Source organism: Vreelandella sp. L-15, assembly GCF_056857635.1.
On record NZ_JBSXNN010000105.1, the window covers coordinates 40850 to 60391 of the forward strand.

The following is a 19542-nucleotide window of genomic DNA, read 5'->3' on the forward strand; positions in this document are numbered from 1 at the left end:
GCGCAGCACAACCAACAAAATCAAACACAAACTCAGAAACGCCGAGTTTAGAAACGATAGTGAGAGAAGGCCTTGTTGGCTTCTGCCATACGGTGCACATCTTCACGCTTCTTAACAGCCGAGCCTTTGCCTTCAGCGGCATCCAGCATTTCACCTGCCAGACGCTGTACCATCGTTTTTTCACCGCGACGACGCGCAGCGTCTACCAGCCAGCGCATAGCCAGCGCTTGGCGACGTGACGGACGAACTTCAACCGGCACCTGATAAGTAGCACCACCCACGCGGCGCGACTTTACTTCGACCATCGGCTGGATGGTTTCCAGCGCCTTGTCGAAGATTTCCAGCGGCTCTTCTTTACTACGCTCGGCAACCTTGTCCAACGCACCATAGACGATGCGCTCAGCTACGGACTTCTTGCCGCTGACCATCAGGTGGTTCATGAACTTCGCCAGACGCTCACTTCCGAACTTGGGATCCGGCAGGATTTCGCGTTTAGCTACAACTCTTCTTCTAGGCATGATAAGCCCTCAATTAAGGATCCTTCAGGTAAACTCGGAACCTGCTTGCGCTCTTGGCGCCGCCCGACCTTACTCTTATCAGACCGTCATATTCGTATTAAGGTAACAACGCCAGCGTCTTAAGACGCTGCAACAAGACGCCTTAGGACTTCGGACGCTTGGTACCGTACTTAGAACGACCCTGCTTACGGTTCTGTACGCCAGAGGTGTCAAGGGCGCCACGAACGGTGTGATAACGCACACCTGGCAAATCCTTTACACGACCGCCGCGAATCAGAACAACAGAGTGCTCCTGGAGGTTGTGACCTTCACCACCGATGTAAGAAGAGACTTCGAAACCGTTGGTCAGGCGCACACGGCAAACCTTACGCAGGGCCGAGTTCGGCTTCTTGGGGGTGGTGGTGTAAACGCGCGTACAAACGCCGCGCTTTTGCGGGCATGCCTGAAGCGCAGGCACGTCACTCTTGGTGACGGGGCGCTTGCGCGGCTTGCGCACTAGCTGATTAATCGTTGCCATGGTGTTTAGCTGACTCCAATGGTTGCCTTGGCCTATTAACAAATACAAGCAGCGGATGCGGGCGCACCCACCCCACTGTTAAAGGCTGCGCATTCTAAAGGCTGCCCCTGCCTGGCGTCAAGCCCTGGCGGTGGTTTACCGCCAGGTTCCTGCCATTCAGGGTCAGCCGCTCTTGGCTGCTCGTGGCCTGTCCTGGGTTACAGATCGTCGTCTGAATCCAGGGCGGTCAACTGAGCACCCAGCTCCTGCTCAACCTCGGTAGCCGAGGGGTTGAACAGACGCTCTACGTCTTCGCGCTTGCGACGACGCTCTGCGTGGTGAGTCAGACCGGTACCTGCCGGAATCAGACGTCCAACCACTACGTTTTCTTTCAGGCCGCGCAGGTAGTCGCGCTTGCCGGTTACCGCTGCTTCGGTCAGTACGCGGGTCGTTTCCTGGAACGACGCGGCGGAGATGAACGACTCAGTGGCCAAGCTGGCCTTGGTGATACCCAGCAGCAAGCGCTGATACTTGGCCGGGAACTTGCCTTCTTTCTCCAGGCGCTCGTTCTGCTCCAGTACGCGCACCAGTTCCGCCTGGTCGCCGGTAATGAAGTCAGAGTCGCCGGAATCGGTGATCTCCACCTTGCGCAGCATCTGACGCACGATGACTTCGATGTGCTTGTCGTTGATGCCTACGCCCTGTAGACGATAAACGTCCTGTACTTCGGCGGTGATGTACTTGGCCAGCTCCGCGACACCCAGCAGACGCAGGATATCGTGCGGGTTGCTTGGGCCATCGGAGATCACCTCACCCTTCTCGACCGTCTCGCCTTCGAACACGGCGATTTGACGCCATTTCGGGATCAGCGCCTCGAACGGATCGCCAGACTCAGGCGTAATCGTCAAACGACGCTTACCTTTGGTCTCTTTACCGAAGCTCACCACACCGCTGATTTCCGCCAAAATGGCAGGCTCTTTGGGTTTACGCGCTTCGAACAAGTCAGCCACGCGGGGCAGACCACCGGTGATGTCCTTGTTACCCGACGCCTCGACCGGTATACGCGCAACGACCTCACCTACACCGATGGTCGCACCGTCGTCCACCGAGATGATGGAGTTACCCGGCAGCAGGTACTGAACCGGCGTATTGGAACCGGACACGGATACATACTCACCAGCGGCATCTTTCAGCATCACCATCGGGCGCTTGTCACGACCCGCCATTGGGCGTGCGGCCGACTCGATCACTTCGATGGACGACAGACCGGTCATTTCATCGACGCTGCGGTGCATGGTGACACCCTCGTCGAGATCGATGAACTGCGCCTTACCTTCTACTTCCGCAATGATCGGGTGCGTGTGCGGATCCCACTTAGCCACTACCGCACCGGCATCAACCACGTCGCTGTCACGTACGGAGAGTTCAGCACCATAGGGCAGCTTGTAGTACTCACGCTCACGACCGTGATCGTCGGCAACCGCCAAGGCGCTCGAACGAGAGACCACGACCAGCTTGCCGTCGGCACGTTCAACGTGCTTGATGTTATGCAGGCGCACTTTACCGCCGTGCTTGACCTGAACGCTGTCGACCGCAGACGAACGCGATGCTGCACCACCGATGTGGAACGTACGCATGGTCAGCTGAGTACCCGGCTCACCGATCGACTGTGCGGCGATGACACCTACAGACTCACCGATGTTGACCTGGTGGCCACGGGCAAGGTCACGTCCGTAACAGGCGGAACACACGCCGTGAGCCGTATCACAGGTAATCGTGGAGCGTACGACGATTTCGTCCACGCCCATGGTGTCCAGCGAGGCACACCACTTCTCGTCGAGCAGCGTATTACGCGGAATCAGTACTTCTTCGGTGCTCGGATCGACAACATCAATGGCCACAACACGGCCCAGTACGCGCTGAGACAGCGGTACGATGATGTCGCCACCCTCGATGATCGGGTGCAGCGTCAGGCCGTTTTCGGTGCCACAGTCGGCCTCGGTAATCACCAAGTCCTGAGCAACGTCTACCAGACGACGAGTCAGGTAACCGGAGTTGGCCGTTTTCAGTGCCGTATCCGCCAGACCTTTACGTGCGCCGTGGGTCGAGATGAAGTACTGAAGTACGTTCAGACCTTCACGGAAGTTGGCAACGATCGGCGTTTCGATGATCGAGCCATCCGGCTTGGCCATCAGGCCACGCATACCCGCCAACTGACGGATCTGAGCGGCACTACCACGAGCACCGGAGTCGGCCATGATGAAGACGCTGTTGAACGAGTCTTGCTCGACGTCGTTACCATCACGATCAACGACCGTCTCTTTCGAGATACCCACCATCATCGCCTTGGCAACTTTATCGTTCGCCTTGGACCAGATATCGATAACTTTGTTGTACTTCTCGCCTGCGGTTACCAGGCCAGAGGAGAACTGGTCTTCGATCTCTTTGACTTCTGCTTCAGCGGCATCAACGATCTCGGTCTTGGCATCGGGGATAACGAAGTCGTTAACACCGATCGAGGCGCCGGACCAGGTCGCCAGACGGAAACCGGTGTACATCAACTGGTCAGCGAAGATAACCGTGGGCTTGAGGCCCGCACGACGGTATACCTCGTTGATCAGGCTGGAGATCGCCTTCTTCTTCATCGGCTGATCGATCAGCGCGAACGGAACGCCTTCCGGCAGAATGCGGAACAACAGCGCACGACCGACGGTGGTGTCGTAAAGACGGCGGTGCTCGGAGCGCTCGCCAGTCTCTTCGTCGACGTCCACTTCGTCCAGACGCACCTTGACGCGGGCATGCAGCGACACGGACTGTGTGCCGAAGGCGCGCTCTACCTCATTGAGGTCGGAGAACACCATGCCTTCGCCCTTGGCGTTGATCTTTTCACGGGTCATGTAGTACAGACCCAGAACAACGTCCTGCGACGGTACGATGATCGGCTCGCCGTTGGCCGGCGACAGCACGTTGTTAGTCGCCATCATCAGCGCACGGGCTTCGAGCTGTGCTTCCAGGGTCAGCGGTACGTGGACCGCCATCTGGTCACCGTCAAAGTCGGCGTTGTAAGCCGCACAGACGAGCGGGTGCAGCTGGATCGCCTTACCTTCGATCAGCAGCGGCTCGAACGCCTGGATACCCAAACGGTGCAGCGTCGGCGCGCGGTTAAGCAGTACTGGGTGTTCGCGGATAACGTCGGCCAGGATGTCCCACACTTCCGGCAGTTCGCGCTCAACCATCTTTTTCGCGGCTTTAATCGTGGACGCATGGCCCAGCGACTGCAGCTTGGAGTAGATGAACGGCTTGAACAGCTCAAGCGCCATTTTCTTCGGCAGACCACACTGGTGCAGACGCAGGGTCGGGCCCACGGTAATGACCGAACGGCCTGAGTAGTCTACGCGCTTACCCAGCAGGTTCTGACGGAAACGACCCTGCTTACCTTTGATCATATCGGCAAGCGATTTCAGCGGGCGCTTGTTAGAGCCGGTAATCGCACGACCACGGCGGCCGTTATCCAACAGCGCGTCGACCGCTTCCTGGAGCATCCGCTTCTCGTTACGCACGATAATATCCGGTGCGTTAAGATCCAGCAGTCGCTTCAGACGGTTGTTGCGGTTGATCACACGACGGTAAAGGTCGTTAAGATCGGAGGTCGCAAAGCGGCCGCCGTCCAGCGGTACCAACGGACGCAGATCCGGCGGCAGCACGGGCAGCACTTCCATGACCATCCACGCCGGCGCATTGCCGGAGTGGTAGAACGCTTCCAGCAGCTTCAAGCGCTTGGAGAGCTTCTTGATCTTGGTTTCAGAGTTGGTCTGCGGAATCTCTTCACGCAGCGTGTTGATCTCTTCTTCCAGATCGATGTCTTTGAGCAGCTCCTGAACGGCTTCGGCACCCATACGGGCGTCGAAATCATCGCCGAACTCTTCTAGCGCTTCGAAGTACTGCTCGTCGTTCAACAGCTGACCACGCTCCAGCGTGGTCATGCCGGGGTCGATGACCACGAAGCTTTCGAAGTACAGTACGCGCTCGATATCACGCAGCGTCATATCGAGGAACATGCCGATACGCGACGGCAGGGATTTCAAAAACCAAATGTGAGCCACCGGCGATGCCAGTTCGATGTGACCCATGCGCTCACGGCGCACGGCCGCCTTGGTGACTTCGACACCACACTTCTCACAGATGATGCCGCGGTGCTTCATGCGCTTATATTTGCCGCACAAGCACTCGTAGTCTTTGACCGGGCCGAAAATCTTGGCACAGAACAGACCATCCCGTTCCGGTTTAAAGGTACGGTAGTTGATGGTCTCAGGCTTCTTCACCTCGCCGAAGGACCAGGAGCGAATCATGTCCGGCGACGCCAGGGTAATCTTGATCGCGTCAAACTCTTCGGACTGAGATTGCGATTTGAGTACTTTCACCAAATCTTTCATGGGACGGCTCCTAGCTCTCTAACTCGATATCGATGCCCAGCGAGCGGATTTCCTTCACGAGTACGTTGAAGGATTCCGGCATGCCTGCCTGCATGGTGTGGTCGCCATCCACGATGTTCTTGTACATCTTGGTGCGGCCTTCGACGTCGTCCGACTTGACGGTGAGCATCTCTTGCAGCGTGTACGCGGCGCCATAGGCTTCCAGCGCCCACACTTCCATCTCACCAAAGCGCTGACCACCGAACTGCGCCTTACCACCCAGCGGCTGCTGCGTAACAAGCGAGTAAGAGCCGGTAGAACGCGCGTGCATCTTGTCGTCTACCAGGTGGTTGAGCTTCAGCATGTACATGTAGCCAACGGTCACCGGACGGTCAAACGCATCGCCGGTACGGCCATCGTACAGCGTCATTTGGCCCGACTCCGGAATGTCCGCCAGCTTCAGCAGGTGCTTGATTTCGTGCTCTTTGGCACCGTCGAACACTGGTGTGGCCATCGGCACACCGCCCTTTAGGTTCTTCGCCAGCGCGATGACTTCGTCATCGGTCAGCGAGTCGATATCCTCGACGCGGGTACCGGGCGTGTTATACACCTGACCCAGGAAGTCGCGAATTTCAGCAACCTGCTGGCCACGCGCATCACGCAACATGGCGTCAATTTTGACCCCGAGACCACGTGCCGCCATACCCAGGTGAGTTTCCAGGATCTGACCGACGTTCATACGCGACGGTACGCCCAGCGGGTTCAGCACCACGTCCACCGGCTCGCCCTTCTCGTCGAACGGCATGTCTTCGATGGGCATGATCGCGGAGATAACACCCTTGTTACCGTGACGACCGGCCATCTTGTCACCGGGCTGAATGCGACGCTTGACCGCCATATAGACCTTGACGATTTTCAGCACGCCCGGTGCGAGGTCGTCGCCCTGGGTCAGCTTGCGTTTCTTATCTTCGAAACGCTCGTCCATCTCTTTACGGCGGTTCTCAAGCTGTTCGTCGGCCTGGGCCAGTAGCTCGTTGTAGGCTTCATCCTGCATGCGCAGTTTGAACCACTGCTGACGGGGCAGTTCGTCCAGGTACGTCTCGCTCAGCACGTCGCCTTTCTTCAGGTTCGGGCCGCCATTAACCGCTTGGCCATCCAGCGTACGCTTCAGACGCTCAAAGGTTGCGTCTTCGGCAATACGGTAGGTTTCCTGAAGATCCTTGCGCACTTCGTCCAGCTGCATCTGCTCGATGGAGAGCGCACGGGAGTCTTTCTCGACGCCGTCACGAGTAAACACCTGAACGTCGATAACCGTACCTTTCATGCCGGTCGGGGCACGCAGGGAAGTATCTTTAACGTCAGACGCTTTCTCACCGAAGATGGCACGCAGCAGCTTCTCTTCTGGCGTCAGCTGGGTTTCACCTTTCGGTGTTACCTTACCGACTAGGATGTCACCGGGGCCAACTTCAGCGCCGATGTACACAACGCCCGCTTCGTCCAGTTTACCCAGTGCGGATTCACCGACATTGGGAATATCAGAGGTAATCTCTTCCGGCCCTAACTTGGTGTCGCGAGACACGCAGGTCAGTTCCTGGATGTGGATGGTGGTGAAACGGTCTTCTTGAACCACACGCTCGGAGAGCAGGATGGAGTCCTCGAAGTTGTAGCCGTTCCAGGGCATGAACGCGATACGCATGTTCTGGCCAAGCGCTAGGTCGCCCATGTCGACGGACGGACCGTCGGCGAGGATGTCACCACGCGCCACGTTGTCACCAGGGCGCACGATGGGGCGCTGGTTCATGCAGGTGTTCTGGTTGGAACGGGTGTACTTGGTCAGGTTATAGATATCAACGCCGGCTTCACCGCCGATGATCTCGTCTTCGTTGACCCGCACCACGACACGACGCGCGTCGACGGAGTCAATGACGCCGCCGCGGCGTGCCACGGCACAAACGCCGGAGTCACGGGCCACGAAGCGCTCCATGCCGGTACCTACTAGCGGCTTGTCGGCACGCAGGGTCGGAACGGCCTGACGCTGCATGTTCGCCCCCATCAAGGCGCGGTTGGCGTCATCGTGCTCCAGGAACGGGATCAGGGCCGCTGCGACCGATACAACCTGACGCGGAGACACGTCCATCAGCGTCACTTGCTCGGGACGCATAAAGGTGGTCTCACCGCGGTGGCGTACCTGTACCAGGTCATCAATCAGCTTGCCGGACTCGTCAACCGCCGCAGACGCCTGGGCGATAACGAAGTCACCTTCCTCAATCGCTGACAAGTGCACGATATCGTCAGTGACCTGGCAGGCATTCACTTTGCGATACGGTGTTTCCAAGAAGCCGTAGCTATTGGTATGACTGTACGTTGCCAGCGAGTTGATCAGACCGATGTTCGGGCCTTCCGGCGTTTCGATCGGGCACAGGCGGCCATAGTGCGTGGCGTGTACGTCGCGCACTTCGAAGCCTGCACGCTCACGGGTTAGACCACCCGGGCCGAGTGCCGATACACGACGCTTGTGGGTCACCTCGGAGAGCGGGTTGTTCTGGTCCATAAACTGAGACAGCTGGCTGGAGCCGAAGAACTCTTTCACCGCCGCCGCAACCGGCTTGGCGTTGATTAGGTCTTGCGGCATCAGGCCTTCGCTTTCCGCCATGGAAAGACGCTCTTTCACCGCACGCTCGACGCGCACCAGACCGACGCGGAACTGGTTCTCGGCCATTTCGCCCACGCAGCGAATACGACGGTTACCCAGGTGATCGATATCGTCCACGTCGCCGAAGCCGTTACGGATATTGATCAGCTCACGCAGCACATCGAGGATGTCCTTGCGATCCAGCACGCCGGAGCCGGTGTCGCTTTCACGACGCAGGCGACGATTGAACTTCATCCGACCAACGCCCGACAGGTCGTAGCGGTCTTCGGTGAAGAACAGGTTATGGAACAGCGTCTCGGCAGCCTCTTTGGTGGGCGGCTCGCCGGGGCGCATCATGCGATAAATCTCGACCAGCGCTTCCAACTGAGAGCCGGTGGTATCCAGCTTCAGAGTGTCGGAAATGAACGAACCGCAGTCGAGGTCGTTGGTGTAGAGGGTTTCGATATGCGTGATACCGCCCTGTGCCATACGCTCGAGGACTTCCGGAGTGATTTCCGTGTTACACGGGCAGATCAGCTCACCGGTTTTGGTATCGATTTGGTCTTTGGCCAACGTTTTGCCGAACAGGTACTCCATCGGCACTTCCAGACGCTCAAGGCCGGCTTTTTCAAGCTGACGAATGTGCTTCTGAGTGATCCGGCGACCCTCTTCGACGATGACATTGCCTTCGCCATCTTTGATGTCGAACGTGGCCGTTTCACCGCGCAGGCGTGATGGCACCAGCTCCACAGAGAAGCCGGTCTTCTCGATGTGGAATTTGCTGGTTTCGAAGAACTCAGCCAGGATCTCTTCGGTGCTCATACCCAGCGCACGCATCAGTACCGAGGCCGGCAGTTTGCGGCGGCGGTCGATACGCACGAAGACGTTGTCTTTCGGGTCGAACTCGAAGTCGAGCCAAGAGCCACGGTAAGGAATCACGCGAGCAGAGTAGAGCAACTTGCCTGAGGAGTGGCTCTTGCCTTTGTCGTGATCGAAGAACACACCGGGCGAACGGTGGAGCTGAGAAACGATAACCCGCTCAGTACCGTTGATGACGAAGGTACCGTTCTCGGTCATCAGGGGGATCTCCCCCATGTAGACTTCCTGCTCTTTGATGTCTTTGATGGCCTTGTTCGAAGAGTCGCGATCGTAGATGATCAAGCGAACCTTGACACGCAGCGGAGCGGAATAGGTCACGCCACGCAGCTGACACTCTTTGACATCGAACGCTGGCGTACCGAAACGGTAGCTCACGTACTCCAGGGCCGCATTGCCGGAGAAGCTCTCGATCGGGAACACGGACTTGAACGCCGCGTGCAGGCCAACCTCGTGGCGCTCGTCGGGCGAACGATCCTGCTGGAGAAAGTCGTAGTAGGAATCAAGCTGGATGGCCAGCAAGTAAGGCACATCCATCACTTGGGGCAGTTTGCCGAAATCCTTGCGGATGCGTTTTTTCTCAGTATATGAGTAAGCCATCTGTATTCCCCAGCTTGTTCACCATGGGTGACCGATGCGTGGTCATCTGCCCCGCGGGCGTTTCAGACGCAGACAGCAAGCTCCTAAATCGGTAGCTCGCCGTCAAAAATCTTGATAGATAACAGTGTTACAGTAGTGCTGTTCGCGCTTTGCTGTCGCTTGCCAACATCACTCGCGCTTCACAACTGACGCGTTACAACAACGTACGCTTCACAACAACGGTCTTACTGTTTTGCTGCTTTTTACCGCAGCGCTTCTGCTGTTGCCTTGCAGCATATTACAACAGAAAAAGGCCGGCAGCGGGATAGCCCGCCGCCAGCCGTGGAAGCTTACGCAGCGCGTAAAGCCATCAGCACAAGGATTACTTGAGCTCGACGGTTGCGCCCGCTTCTTCCAGCTTCTTCTTAGCTGCTTCAGCGTCGTCTTTAGACATCGCTTCTTTGATGGTCGCCGGCGCGCCGTCAACGGCACCTTTGGCTTCTTTCAGGCCAAGACCGGTGATTTCACGAACAGCTTTGATGACGTTAACTTTCTTGTCACCAGCAGAAGCCAGTACCAGATCAAATTCAGTCTGCTCTTCAGCAGCTGCTTCGCCGCCGCCAGCCGGGCCAGCCATAACGGCTGCCGCTGCAGAAACGCCGAATTTCTCTTCCATTGCTTCGATCAGCTCAACAACTTCCATGACGGACATGTCGGCTACAGCATTGATGATATCGTCTTTGGACAGTGCCATTGTTTCATTCCTAACTTTGCGGGAGTCTCGGTCAGCCGAGGACTCGGGGTTCATTGCTCGGTTCAGGCAGCGTACCGATCACATCGTTCACGCCGCCTGCAAGAAACACTGCTTAGGCAGCTTCTGCTTCTTGCTTCTGGTCGCGCAGGGCGGCCAGAGTACGAACCAGCTTGCCAGCGGAGGCTTCTTTCATTACCGACATCAACTTGGCAATTGCCTCGTCGTAGGTCGGCAGGGTTGCTAGACGATCGATGTCAGCAGCCGGAATCAGCTCACCTTCGTAGGCCAACGCTTTGACTTCGAAGTTCTTCTCATCTTTGGCGAAATCCTTGAACAGACGAGCGGCAGCGCCCGGATGCTCAGTAGAGAAAGCCAACAGAGTAGGACCAACAAAGCTCTCGTTCAGACACTCCCACTGAGTGCCTTCGAGTGCGCGGCGAGCCAGCGTGTTACGAACAACACGAAGCTCTACACCGTTCTCACGCGCCTGCTTACGCAGATCGGTCATTTTACCAACCGTGACGCCGCGAGAATCGGCAACTACGACGGAGAGTGCGCCCTTGGCCGCTTCACTGACCTCGGCAACAATCGCTTTCTTGCCTTCAAGTGCTAGTGGCACAGTGATCACTCCTTCGTGCCGGAACCCATAAAAGGCTCCGGTGGTTACCATCTCTTCCAGGTTATGACTGCTAACCCTGGAAGCCTTAGGGGATGGTGCTCACCAGAAAGCGGCTTGCGAAAAGCGTTAACCAACTGGCGGCCACACCATCTGCGCAGGCGCTCTAGGGCGATTAAGCCGCCCAATCTTCAAAAGACAAGGCGGCACCTGCGGTCTTTGACGGCGCCTCGCTTGGCATAACACCAAACGAGGGACCGCAAAGTTCTTGCTCGGTTCTTACTAAAAACCTGACGACAACCCGCTTATACCAGTGCGGAATGATCGATGGTCAGACCCGGGCCCATGGTAGTGGACAGGGTGATTTTCTTAAAGTAGATACCTTTAGAGGAGCTCGGCTTGAGCTTCTTCAGGTCAGCTACCAGCGCTTCCAGGTTGCCCTGAACGGAAGCTGCGTCAAAATCCACTTTACCCAGGGTAGTGTGGATGATGCCGTTTTTGTCGGTACGGAAACGCACCTGACCCGCTTTGGCGTTCTTGACCGCAGTTGCCACGTCGGGCGTTACGGTGCCCACTTTCGGGTTCGGCATCAGGCCACGCGGACCAAGAATCTGACCCAGCTGACCCACAACGCGCATTGCATCCGGAGAAGCAATGACCACGTCGAAGTCCATCTGGCCTTTTTTGACCTGCTCAGCCAGCTCGTCCATACCCACGATGTCAGCGCCTGCCTCTTTAGCAGCGTCGGCATTGGCACCCTGGGTGAAGACGGCTACGCGTACGTCTTTGCCGGTACCGTTAGGCATAACGGTGGCGCCACGCACAACCTGGTCAGATTTACGCGGGTCAACGCCAAGGTTGATCGCCACGTCCAGAGACTCTTTGAACTTAACGGTAGACAGCTCGGAAAGCAGCGCAACCGCTTCTTCCAGAGAGTATGCTTTGTTCGGGTCTACTTTCTCGCGAATCACTTTCGCGCGCTTAGACAATTTAGCCATGATCAGAGACCCTCCACGTTTAAGCCCATGCTACGAGCGCTGCCAGCGATGGTGCGCACCGCGGCGTCGAGATCAGCCGCCGTTATATCCGGCTCTTTGGTCTTGGCGATCTCTTCGAGCTGCTCGCGAGTCACGGTACCAACCTTCTTCTTGTTCGGCTCACCAGAACCAGACTTGATACCCGCTGCTTTTTTCAGCAGAACGGCAGCCGGCGGTGTCTTGGTGACGAACGTGAAGCTACGGTCAGAGTAGACAGTGATCACGACAGGCGTCGGCAGGCCCGGCTCAATCTCTTGAGTGGCAGCGTTAAACGCCTTACAGAATTCCATGATGTTCACACCGTGCTGACCCAGCGCGGGGCCTACGGGCGGACTCGGGTTGGCTTTACCTGCAGCAACCTGCAGTTTGATGTAAGCCTGTACTTTCTTGGCCATGGTAAATACTCCAGTTGGGTGATAGCGCCTGACGGCTCCCCGGTACGCGTAAAGCAGCGCTGGGCTGCTTTACATGAATCCAGAGTGGCACGCACTGCGCACCACCCTGCAATATTATGAACTTACTCTTTTTCTACCTGAGAGAATTCAAGCTCAACAGGCGTCGCACGCCCAAAGATCAGTACGCTGACCTGCAGGCGGCTCTTGTCGTAGTTCACTTCTTCAACGACACCGTTGAAATCAGCAAACGGACCATCAATAACACGGACAGACTGGCCCGGCTCAAACATAGTTTTGGGCCGCGGCTTGTCGGTACCATCTTTCACACGACGCAGAATTGCTTCGGCTTCGCGGGTAGTAATCGCGGCGGGTTTCTCTTTGGTACCACCGATAAATCCCATGACGCGTGGCGTCTCATTCACCAGGTGCCAGGTTTCGTCTGCCATTTCCATCTCGACAAGAACGTAGCCGGGATAGAATTTGCGCTCACTCTTACGGCGCTTACCGTCGCGCATTTCAACCACTTCTTCCGTCGGCACCAGGATCTCGCCAAAGCGATCTTCCATGCCGTACATCTTCACACGCTCGATAAGCGAGCGCATGACATGCTTTTCAAAGCCGGAATAAGCGTGGACGACGTACCAACGTTTGGACATGAATGCTCCTAACCAATGACGCCGGACATCGCCCAGCCAAGAAGAGTATCGATCAACCACAGCATCAGACCCACCACCAGCACAGCTACCAGCACAATGGCGGTTGTCTGAATGGTTTCAGGACGGGTCGGCCATACAACGCGCTGAATCTCTTTCTTGGCGCTTATGGCAAGCTCAACTAAATCGCGACCTTTTGTGGTTGTTAAGGCGATCAAACCAGCAAGCGCACACAACACCACCACACCCAAGACGCGGTAGAGCAGACCAATATCGGCGAAATAGGTATTACCAACGACTGCAACGACAAGCAGCGCCACAACCGCCGCCCACTTGAGCCCGTCATGGCGCGTCCGTTGCACCTCTGCGCCATGTTTTACGGAACTAGGCTTCATAAAAACGAGACTCCTAAGGGTGCAGCGAGCGACAAAGGAATTCTAGAAAAGACATACCAACCTGGGGAAGGCTGGCAGGCCAGGAGGGAATCGAACCCCCAACCTGCGGTTTTGGAGACCGCTGCTCTGCCAATTGAGCTACTGGCCTGTATCGTCATGCGCGCAAGCAAACGCCTACGCAACAGCGGGCGCCATAATAGCGGAGAAACCTCCGCCTGACAACCCTTACTTTCACCCCCAAACCACCGGAGGGCAGAGACAAAAAAAGCGAGCATCGCTCGCCTTCTTCGCAATATGGAGCTCATGGACGGAATTGAACCGTCGACCTCACCCTTACCAAGGGTGTGCTCTACCCCTGAGCTACATGAGCCAAAACACATCAAACTGGAGCGGGCGGCGGGAATCGAACCCGCACCATCAGCTTGGAAGGCTGAGGTTCTACCATTGAACTACGCCCGCCGAACTTGCCTATAGAATGACAATCCGCTGCACGAGTAACAGTAGCTAATGCCCGCTTACCGGCGTTTCATTCCCAGACGCTGACTAGCTCAACGCCTGCTCAATCTGGTGGAGAGGGAAGGATTCGAACCTTCGAAGCTTTCGCGGCAGATTTACAGTCTGCTCCCTTTGGCCACTCGGGAACCTCTCCATCTGTGGCGGCACATTATGCCAGCCTCCAAAACGGTGTCAAGCCTGCAAACTCTTTATTTATCAAAGCCTGCTGGATGCAACGCCTTCTCAAGCGCAGCTTCCGCTCTGGAACGCGCTGCATTCTGTCAAAGCAGCATCGAGAATGCAAGGCCTGCGCGAATTTTTTCTAATGATACCGGCTCTGGAACCCGAGGAGCACCTGACATCTTGCCCGCCCGTTCGGCAAAGGTGAGCGGAAAACTGGCCTCAAGCCCGCCATATACCATATCGGGCCATACCGCATGGGGCACCTGCACACCGCGGGAAACGACTCTGGCATCACCACCGGTGAGCAGCACTGGTAGCGCCACCCCCTGCTGGTCACACACTTCGCTATAGATACGGTTAATCGCACTGACGGCCGCCATATAGATACCGTGATTCACCGCATCCACCGTGCGCCGCCCTGGCTCTAGCAATGCATCGGCTTCGCTTTCCGGGTCGATGGCGACGTTGCGCGTTCCTAGCTTCAGACTCTCTTTCATGAGCCGTAGGCCGGGAATAATGAAACCACCCAGGTGCACACCGCCAGGTAGTACGAAGTCAATGGTAATGGCGCTACCGCAATCCACCGCGCAGCAACCACCCGCCAGCTGGTAGCCCGCCAGCGCTCCCATCCAGCGGTCAACGCCCAACCGGCCCGGCTCTTCATAACCATTGACCACGCCGAGCGCTTCTGGCGTTGAGCGCGCCACATAAACGTGACGCACCTGACGGCGTAGCAACGTCACAGTCTCATCCAGCACAGCAGCCCTGGCTACACTGGATATCCGCACGGCTTCGACGACATCCAGGTCGGGAATATCCGCCCCCGGGCGCCACTCCTCCCGTGTCCACACGGCACCTCGCGAGCGGATCTCACTGCTCTCGGCATCTTTAAGCCGCCATTTCGACAGCGTGTTGCCGATATCCAAATCCAAAATCATAAGCGCCTACGTACGCTAATCTCACCGCCCGATAGGCGTCGCGAGTGACCGTTTTCAGTAACCCACAGGTTACCACTCTCATCCACATCTCCCGCCACAGCATCGCTTGAGCGCTCACCTTGAATCACTCGGATGGGTAGGCCTGCATAAGCATGGCGCTGATTCCACGCATCAAGCCAAGGCGCAAAGCCACTGTTTTCAAAGCCCGCCAGCATATCCAACAGCCCCGACACCATATCGGCAGCCAACTGGTTGCGGGAAATACCTGCCTTGGCATCAAACAGCGCCGCCACCGGCTGGTCAATGGTGGCCCGCAGGCTATCCGGTAGCGACAGGTTCATGCCCATGCCAATCACTACTTCACAAGGGCCTGCCGCATCACCGGTCACTTCAATCAAAATACCGGCTAACTTACCAAGCTCGCTGCCCTGCTCGGCTAGTAGCACATCGTTCGGCCACTTTAGTTTGGGCGATACGCCATACTGCTCAAGCACCTGAGAGACCACCACACCCACCGCCAGGCTTAATCCCTCCAGAGCATTGATACCTGATTCGAAGCGCCAGCCCATTGACACCATGAGGCTCTGCCCCCAGGGCGTCGACCACACCCGGCCACGGCGGCCACGCCCAGCCGTTTGCAGCTCGACGAAGCAGACCTCGCCATGCCCTGCCCCTTGAGAGAAGCGCTCGCGCAGGTATTCGTTGCTTGAAGGAAGCTGATCTTCCACGAACAGTCGCGCCAGCAGGTGGCGGGCATCGGCGGGCAGTCGCTCGACGATTTTGGCGCCATCCAGCGGCTCTAACGGGTGAGCCAACCGGTAGCCACGCCCTTTCACAGCGACCAGCTCTACGCCCAGCGCCTCTAATTTTTTTAGCTGTTTCCACACGGCGGCTCGGGAAACGCCCAGCGCTTCGCCTAATTGTTCACCGGAATGAACCTCGCCATCGCTTAACAAACGCATCAGGTTACCGATGGTCATGTGCTTGCCCCAACTGGGAAAACGCCTATCTTAACGGAAGCGCCACAACAGCGAAAACTGCCGCGTTTAGGTTATTGACTTGCTGCTTTATTTAAGACAGCGCTGGTAGTGGACCACCCCCAGACCCTATAATGCCGCCCTATTTTTCCAGCAGGATCGCGTCGTGATCGAGAATCTTCGCAACATTGCCATCATCGCCCACGTTGACCACGGTAAAACTACCTTGGTAGACAAACTGTTAAGCCAGTCCGGCACGCTCGACCGTAAGGCCGAAGGCCAAGAGCGTATCATGGACTCTAATGACCAGGAGAAGGAGCGTGGCATTACCATCCTGGCCAAAAACACCGCTATTCAGTGGCAGGATGGTAATGGTACGGGCTACCACATCAACATCGTGGACACCCCTGGGCACGCCGACTTCGGTGGCGAAGTTGAGCGTGTTATGTCCATGGTGGACTCGGTTCTGCTGCTGGTTGACGCCGTAGACGGCCCGATGCCACAAACCCGCTTCGTTACCCAGAAAGCCTTCTCCCAGGGCCTGAAGCCGATCGTGGTGGTTAACAAAATCGACCGCCCCGGTGCACGCCCTGATTGGGTTATCGACCAGATTTTTGATCTGTTCGACAACCTGGGTGCCACTGACGAACAGCTCGATTTCCCGATTATCTACTGCTCGGCGCTGAACGGTATTGCTGGTATGGATCCGGAAGCGCTGGCCGACAACATGGATCCGATGTTCCAAGCGATTGTGGACATCGTTGAGCCACCGAAAGTTGAAGTAGATGGCCCCTTCCAGATGCAGATTTCTGCCCTGGACTACAACAGCTACGTCGGCGTTATCGGTCTTGGCCGCATTAAGCGCGGTTCTGTGAAGCCTAACCAGCAGATTTCAGTCATCAGTGTTGATGGTACGACTCGGAAAGGCAAAATCGGTCAGGTCATGACCCACATGGGCCTTGAGCGAGTTCAAACCACCGAAGCCACCGCTGGCGATATCGTATGCATCACAGGCATCGAAGACCTGGCCATCTCGGACACTCTGTGTGACCCGAGCGCCGTTGAAGCGCTGCCGCCGCTGTCTGTTGATGAGCCGACCGTTTCTATGACCTTCCAGGTCAACGACTCGCCATTCGCGGGTAAAGATGGCAAGTTCGTCACCAGCCGTAACATCAAAGATCGTCTGGAGCAGGAACTGATTCACAACGTCGCCCTGCGCGTCGAGCAAGGCGAAACACCCGAGAAATTCAAAGTCTCTGGCCGTGGCGAACTGCACCTGTCGGTACTGATCGAAACCATGCGTCGTGAAGGCTTCGAGCTGGCCGTTGGCCGTCCGGAAGTTATCATCAAAGAGATCGACGGTGTTAAGCAAGAGCCCTACGAAGAAGTCATCATCGACTGTGAAGAACAGCACCAGGGCTCCATCATGGAAGAGCTTGGCTACCGTAAAGGTGAGATGACCAACATGAACCCGGATGGTAAAGGCCGAGTTCGTTTGGACTTCATTATCCCGGCGCGTGGCTTGATCGGTTTCCGTGGCCAGTTCCTGACGCTAACTTCCGGCACCGGCATCCTGACCAGCCGTTTTGACCACTACGGCCCGCTGAAGCCCGATGCGTCTATCGAGCGTCGTAACGGCGTGCTGGTGTCTATGGTAGGCGGTAAAGCGCTGGCTTACGCACTGTACGCCCTTCAGGAGCGCGGCAAGCTCATCATCGACCACGCGACCGAAGTGTACGAGGGCATGCTGATCGGTATTAACAACCGTGCCAACGACATGGTGGTGAACCCGACCAAGGGTAAAAAGCTCGATAACATGCGCTCTACCGGTAACGATGAGAACATCGTTCTAACGCCGCCGATCAAGTTTACCCTTGAGCAAGCCATCGAGTTCCTGGACTCCGATGAGCTGGTAGAAGTCACGCCCAGCCACATCCGCCTGCGCAAGAAGCACCTGACCGAAAACGAGCGTAAGCGCGCTAGCAAAAAGTAAGCTAACCCCGCCTCATTCACGAGGGCGCTGATTGAGCGGTCTGAAGGTACTGGCTGTTGGCATTGCTTATCAGGATTCGCATCTTCAGCGCGAGTGGCTGTTGAGTAATGCCAAAACGCTGGAATTTTCCCGCTTTCTTATAGCTCTTTGGAATCAATTGCGGCCGTCCAAGCAGCCGCGACAGCGTGGCTTGAGACGGCCGGTCCTGGACCAGGGGCGTCATGCCGCGTGCATCGCCGTTGCATGAGGGCGTCCAGATGGATAGGCTTTCACCCATAGCGGATGGCTCTCTTGGTTCAGGTTCTTGGCGGAACACACTGAATTTTCAAGAGAATACCATTCGCTATCTTCGTTATCAGGTCGGCCTCATGAATAAGCCGGGCTTAATCTGGAACCGTCACGCCAAAAACACAAGCAACGGTTTCTAACACTCGTGGTTTTCTGACGCCGACGCGTCTAGTCGCTCTGCCAAGCGCTTCTGGCGGCGCTTGTTGCGGTACATACGCACCAGCGCAATGACCAGTGCACACGCCACCATGGCGGCCAGCACGCCGCCCTGCCAGGGGCGTGCTGCGTCGCCGAGGACGGTTTCGAGGGTAATGATGAGCGCCAGGCCAAGTGCCTGGGTACCTATGGCCAGGGCGCGCAGGGTGTCAAAAGAGGATTGCGGCATCGACATCTCCGTCATGTGAAGCGTGCATGGTATGGTTGCCCAGTGTACCTGCTTATCGGAACGACTATGAATGCCATTGCTCTCGGTCCACTGCTGATTTCCACGCCCCGCCTCTATGCCTTTGGCTGTGCACTGCTGCTGCTTGTCAGTAGTCGCTACCTGCTGGGGCTGCCCGCTAAGCAGCATGGCCGTTGGTTTAATGGCTTGCTGGTGGTGTGGCTACTGGGGGCACGCGTGGCGTTTGTGGCCCTTAACTGGGAGAGTTATAGCGCTACCCCGCTCGACGCCCTAAAAGTGTGGCAGCCGGGCTATCACGCGCTGGGTGGACTAGTCACCGGCTTGCTGTGGACCGCCTGGACGCTGCGTGCACGTCTGCTGGCGATGATCGGCGGACTCGCCATGACGGTGGGGGCCGTTAGCCTCTGGTTAGTGTTGGTCACGCTGGCCCCGCTAGGCCAGCAATTTGCCGTGGCATCGCTGCCCGACGTCACCCTGGAAGATCTCGATGGAAACGCGGTTAGTCTCTCCTCGCTGACGAATCAAGATGAGCTCATTATCGTGAATTTATGGGCCACCTGGTGTCCCCCCTGCCTGCGTGAAATGCCGCTGCTGGAAGAGGCCGACCAGCGCGAGGGCGTTACTGTCGTGGTGGCCAATCAGGGCGAGGACTTACTACCTATCGCACGCTACCTAGACGAGCAGTCGCTGAGCTTTCGCTACCCGTTGCGCGACCCACAGCAAACCCTAATGGCCCAGTTTCAAGCCCCAGGCCTCCCCACTACTGTGCTATTTGACCAGACAGGCAAGACGCTGGACGTTCATGTGGGAGAGCTCACTCGAGCGCAGTTAGAGCGCTGGTTAAGCGATTGACCACGATAGACCTTAATACCCCCGCTGCTTTGCGTTAGAATCCCCCGCCC

Annotated in this window: 16 protein-coding genes and 4 tRNA genes; 2 read left to right on the forward strand and 18 right to left on the reverse strand. The window is 57.0% G+C overall.

The window, feature by feature from the left end:
• Nucleotides 1–47 precede the first annotated feature (47 nt).
• The 16 genes from rpsG to AC13CY_RS17570 form a co-directional block, all read right to left on the reverse strand.
• Nucleotides 48–518, reverse strand: coding sequence for a 30S ribosomal protein S7 (rpsG, locus tag AC13CY_RS17495; protein WP_016915771.1), 471 nt, complete (start codon nt 516–518; stop codon nt 48–50).
• 142 nt (nt 519–660) lie between these two features.
• Nucleotides 661–1035, reverse strand: coding sequence for a 30S ribosomal protein S12 (rpsL, locus tag AC13CY_RS17500; RefSeq protein ID WP_009098973.1), 375 nt, complete (start codon nt 1033–1035; stop codon nt 661–663).
• Between the two features lie 197 nt (nt 1036–1232).
• Nucleotides 1233–5447 (reverse strand): DNA-directed RNA polymerase subunit beta', encoded by a 4215-nt coding sequence (gene rpoC / locus AC13CY_RS17505; RefSeq protein ID WP_483052836.1) that lies wholly within the window; start codon nt 5445–5447, stop codon nt 1233–1235.
• 10 nt (nt 5448–5457) lie between these two features.
• The gene (gene rpoB / locus AC13CY_RS17510; RefSeq protein WP_044628841.1) at nt 5458–9534 is read right to left on the reverse strand and encodes a DNA-directed RNA polymerase subunit beta; all 4077 of its coding nucleotides are present in this window, start codon (nt 9532–9534) and stop codon (nt 5458–5460) included.
• 361 nt (nt 9535–9895) lie between these two features.
• Entirely contained in the window at nt 9896–10267 is a 372-nt protein-coding gene (gene rplL / locus AC13CY_RS17515) for a 50S ribosomal protein L7/L12 (RefSeq protein ID WP_054640897.1), read from the reverse strand.
• A 112-nt stretch (nt 10268–10379) separates the two neighbouring features.
• Entirely contained in the window at nt 10380–10886 is a 507-nt protein-coding gene (gene rplJ / locus AC13CY_RS17520; protein ID WP_172515217.1) for a 50S ribosomal protein L10, read from the reverse strand.
• A 302-nt stretch (nt 10887–11188) separates the two neighbouring features.
• Complete coding sequence (gene rplA, locus AC13CY_RS17525) at nt 11189–11881, reverse strand: 50S ribosomal protein L1 (RefSeq protein WP_172515216.1); 693 nt, start codon at nt 11879–11881, stop codon at nt 11189–11191.
• 2 nt (nt 11882–11883) lie between these two features.
• On the reverse strand, nt 11884–12315 hold the full coding sequence (gene rplK, locus AC13CY_RS17530; RefSeq protein ID WP_044628845.1) for a 50S ribosomal protein L11: 432 nt from the start codon (nt 12313–12315) through the stop codon (nt 11884–11886).
• A 122-nt stretch (nt 12316–12437) separates the two neighbouring features.
• Nucleotides 12438–12971: a transcription termination/antitermination protein NusG gene (gene nusG, locus AC13CY_RS17535; protein WP_044628846.1), complete on the reverse strand. Its 534-nt coding sequence runs from the start codon at nt 12969–12971 to the stop codon at nt 12438–12440.
• An 8-nt stretch (nt 12972–12979) separates the two neighbouring features.
• Entirely contained in the window at nt 12980–13363 is a 384-nt protein-coding gene (gene secE, locus AC13CY_RS17540; RefSeq protein WP_044628847.1) for a preprotein translocase subunit SecE, read from the reverse strand.
• Between the two features lie 72 nt (nt 13364–13435).
• Nucleotides 13436–13511, reverse strand: a tRNA-Trp gene (locus AC13CY_RS17545).
• A 147-nt stretch (nt 13512–13658) separates the two neighbouring features.
• Nucleotides 13659–13733 (reverse strand) — tRNA-Thr (locus AC13CY_RS17550).
• 15 nt (nt 13734–13748) lie between these two features.
• Nucleotides 13749–13822, reverse strand: a tRNA-Gly gene (locus AC13CY_RS17555).
• Between the two features lie 106 nt (nt 13823–13928).
• A tRNA-Tyr gene (locus AC13CY_RS17560) sits at nt 13929–14012 on the reverse strand.
• Between the two features lie 127 nt (nt 14013–14139).
• Nucleotides 14140–14979 carry a type III pantothenate kinase gene (locus AC13CY_RS17565; RefSeq protein ID WP_054644986.1) on the reverse strand — a complete coding sequence of 280 codons (840 nt, stop codon included), beginning with the start codon at nt 14977–14979 and terminating at the stop codon, nt 14140–14142.
• On the reverse strand, nt 14976–15959 hold the full coding sequence (locus AC13CY_RS17570; RefSeq protein ID WP_074211191.1) for a biotin--[acetyl-CoA-carboxylase] ligase: 984 nt from the start codon (nt 15957–15959) through the stop codon (nt 14976–14978). The genes AC13CY_RS17565 and AC13CY_RS17570 overlap by 4 nt, the downstream gene beginning before the upstream one ends.
• 163 nt (nt 15960–16122) lie before the next feature.
• Here AC13CY_RS17570 and typA point away from each other — a divergent pair, with 163 nt between their 5' ends.
• Nucleotides 16123–17949 carry a translational GTPase TypA gene (typA, locus tag AC13CY_RS17575; protein ID WP_062362766.1) on the forward strand — a complete coding sequence of 609 codons (1827 nt, stop codon included), beginning with the start codon at nt 16123–16125 and terminating at the stop codon, nt 17947–17949.
• A 16-nt stretch (nt 17950–17965) separates the two neighbouring features.
• Here typA and AC13CY_RS17580 read toward each other — a convergent pair whose 3' ends face one another.
• Together AC13CY_RS17580 and AC13CY_RS17585 are read right to left on the reverse strand one after the other, a co-directional pair.
• Nucleotides 17966–18226 (reverse strand): hypothetical protein, encoded by a 261-nt coding sequence (locus tag AC13CY_RS17580; RefSeq protein ID WP_062373733.1) that lies wholly within the window; start codon nt 18224–18226, stop codon nt 17966–17968.
• A gap of 147 nt (nt 18227–18373) precedes the next feature.
• Nucleotides 18374–18622: a hypothetical protein gene (locus tag AC13CY_RS17585; RefSeq protein ID WP_044630330.1), complete on the reverse strand. Its 249-nt coding sequence runs from the start codon at nt 18620–18622 to the stop codon at nt 18374–18376.
• Between the two features lie 66 nt (nt 18623–18688).
• Between AC13CY_RS17585 and AC13CY_RS17590 the strand changes: the two genes are divergently transcribed.
• On the forward strand, nt 18689–19492 hold the full coding sequence (locus AC13CY_RS17590) for a redoxin family protein (protein ID WP_044630329.1): 804 nt from the start codon (nt 18689–18691) through the stop codon (nt 19490–19492).
• The last annotated feature ends 50 nt before the right edge of the window (nt 19493–19542 follow it).

Bases quoted from the DNA above. Each gene is read 5' to 3' on its own strand.
- rpsG (WP_016915771.1), bottom strand. From the start codon at position 518: ATGCCTAGAAGAAGAGTTGTAGCTAAACGCGAAATCCTGCCGGATCCC.
- rpsL (WP_009098973.1), bottom strand. From the start codon at position 1,035: ATGGCAACGATTAATCAGCTAGTGCGCAAGCCGCGCAAGCGCCCCGTC.
- rpoC (WP_483052836.1), bottom strand. From the start codon at position 5,447: ATGAAAGATTTGGTGAAAGTACTCAAATCGCAATCTCAGTCCGAAGAG.
- rpoB (WP_044628841.1), bottom strand. From the start codon at position 9,534: ATGGCTTACTCATATACTGAGAAAAAACGCATCCGCAAGGATTTCGGC.
- rplL (WP_054640897.1), bottom strand. From the start codon at position 10,267: ATGGCACTGTCCAAAGACGATATCATCAATGCTGTAGCCGACATGTCC.
- rplA (WP_172515216.1), bottom strand. From the start codon at position 11,881: ATGGCTAAATTGTCTAAGCGCGCGAAAGTGATTCGCGAGAAAGTAGAC.
- rplK (WP_044628845.1), bottom strand. From the start codon at position 12,315: ATGGCCAAGAAAGTACAGGCTTACATCAAACTGCAGGTTGCTGCAGGT.
- nusG (WP_044628846.1), bottom strand. From the start codon at position 12,971: ATGTCCAAACGTTGGTACGTCGTCCACGCTTATTCCGGCTTTGAAAAG.
- secE (WP_044628847.1), bottom strand. From the start codon at position 13,363: ATGAAGCCTAGTTCCGTAAAACATGGCGCAGAGGTGCAACGGACGCGC.
- AC13CY_RS17565 (WP_054644986.1), bottom strand. From the start codon at position 14,979: ATGATTTTGGATTTGGATATCGGCAACACGCTGTCGAAATGGCGGCTT.
- AC13CY_RS17570 (WP_074211191.1), bottom strand. From the start codon at position 15,959: ATGACCATCGGTAACCTGATGCGTTTGTTAAGCGATGGCGAGGTTCAT.
- AC13CY_RS17580 (WP_062373733.1), bottom strand. From the start codon at position 18,226: ATGGGTGAAAGCCTATCCATCTGGACGCCCTCATGCAACGGCGATGCA.
- AC13CY_RS17585 (WP_044630330.1), bottom strand. From the start codon at position 18,622: ATGCCGCAATCCTCTTTTGACACCCTGCGCGCCCTGGCCATAGGTACC.
- AC13CY_RS17590 (WP_044630329.1), top strand. From the start codon at position 18,689: ATGAATGCCATTGCTCTCGGTCCACTGCTGATTTCCACGCCCCGCCTC.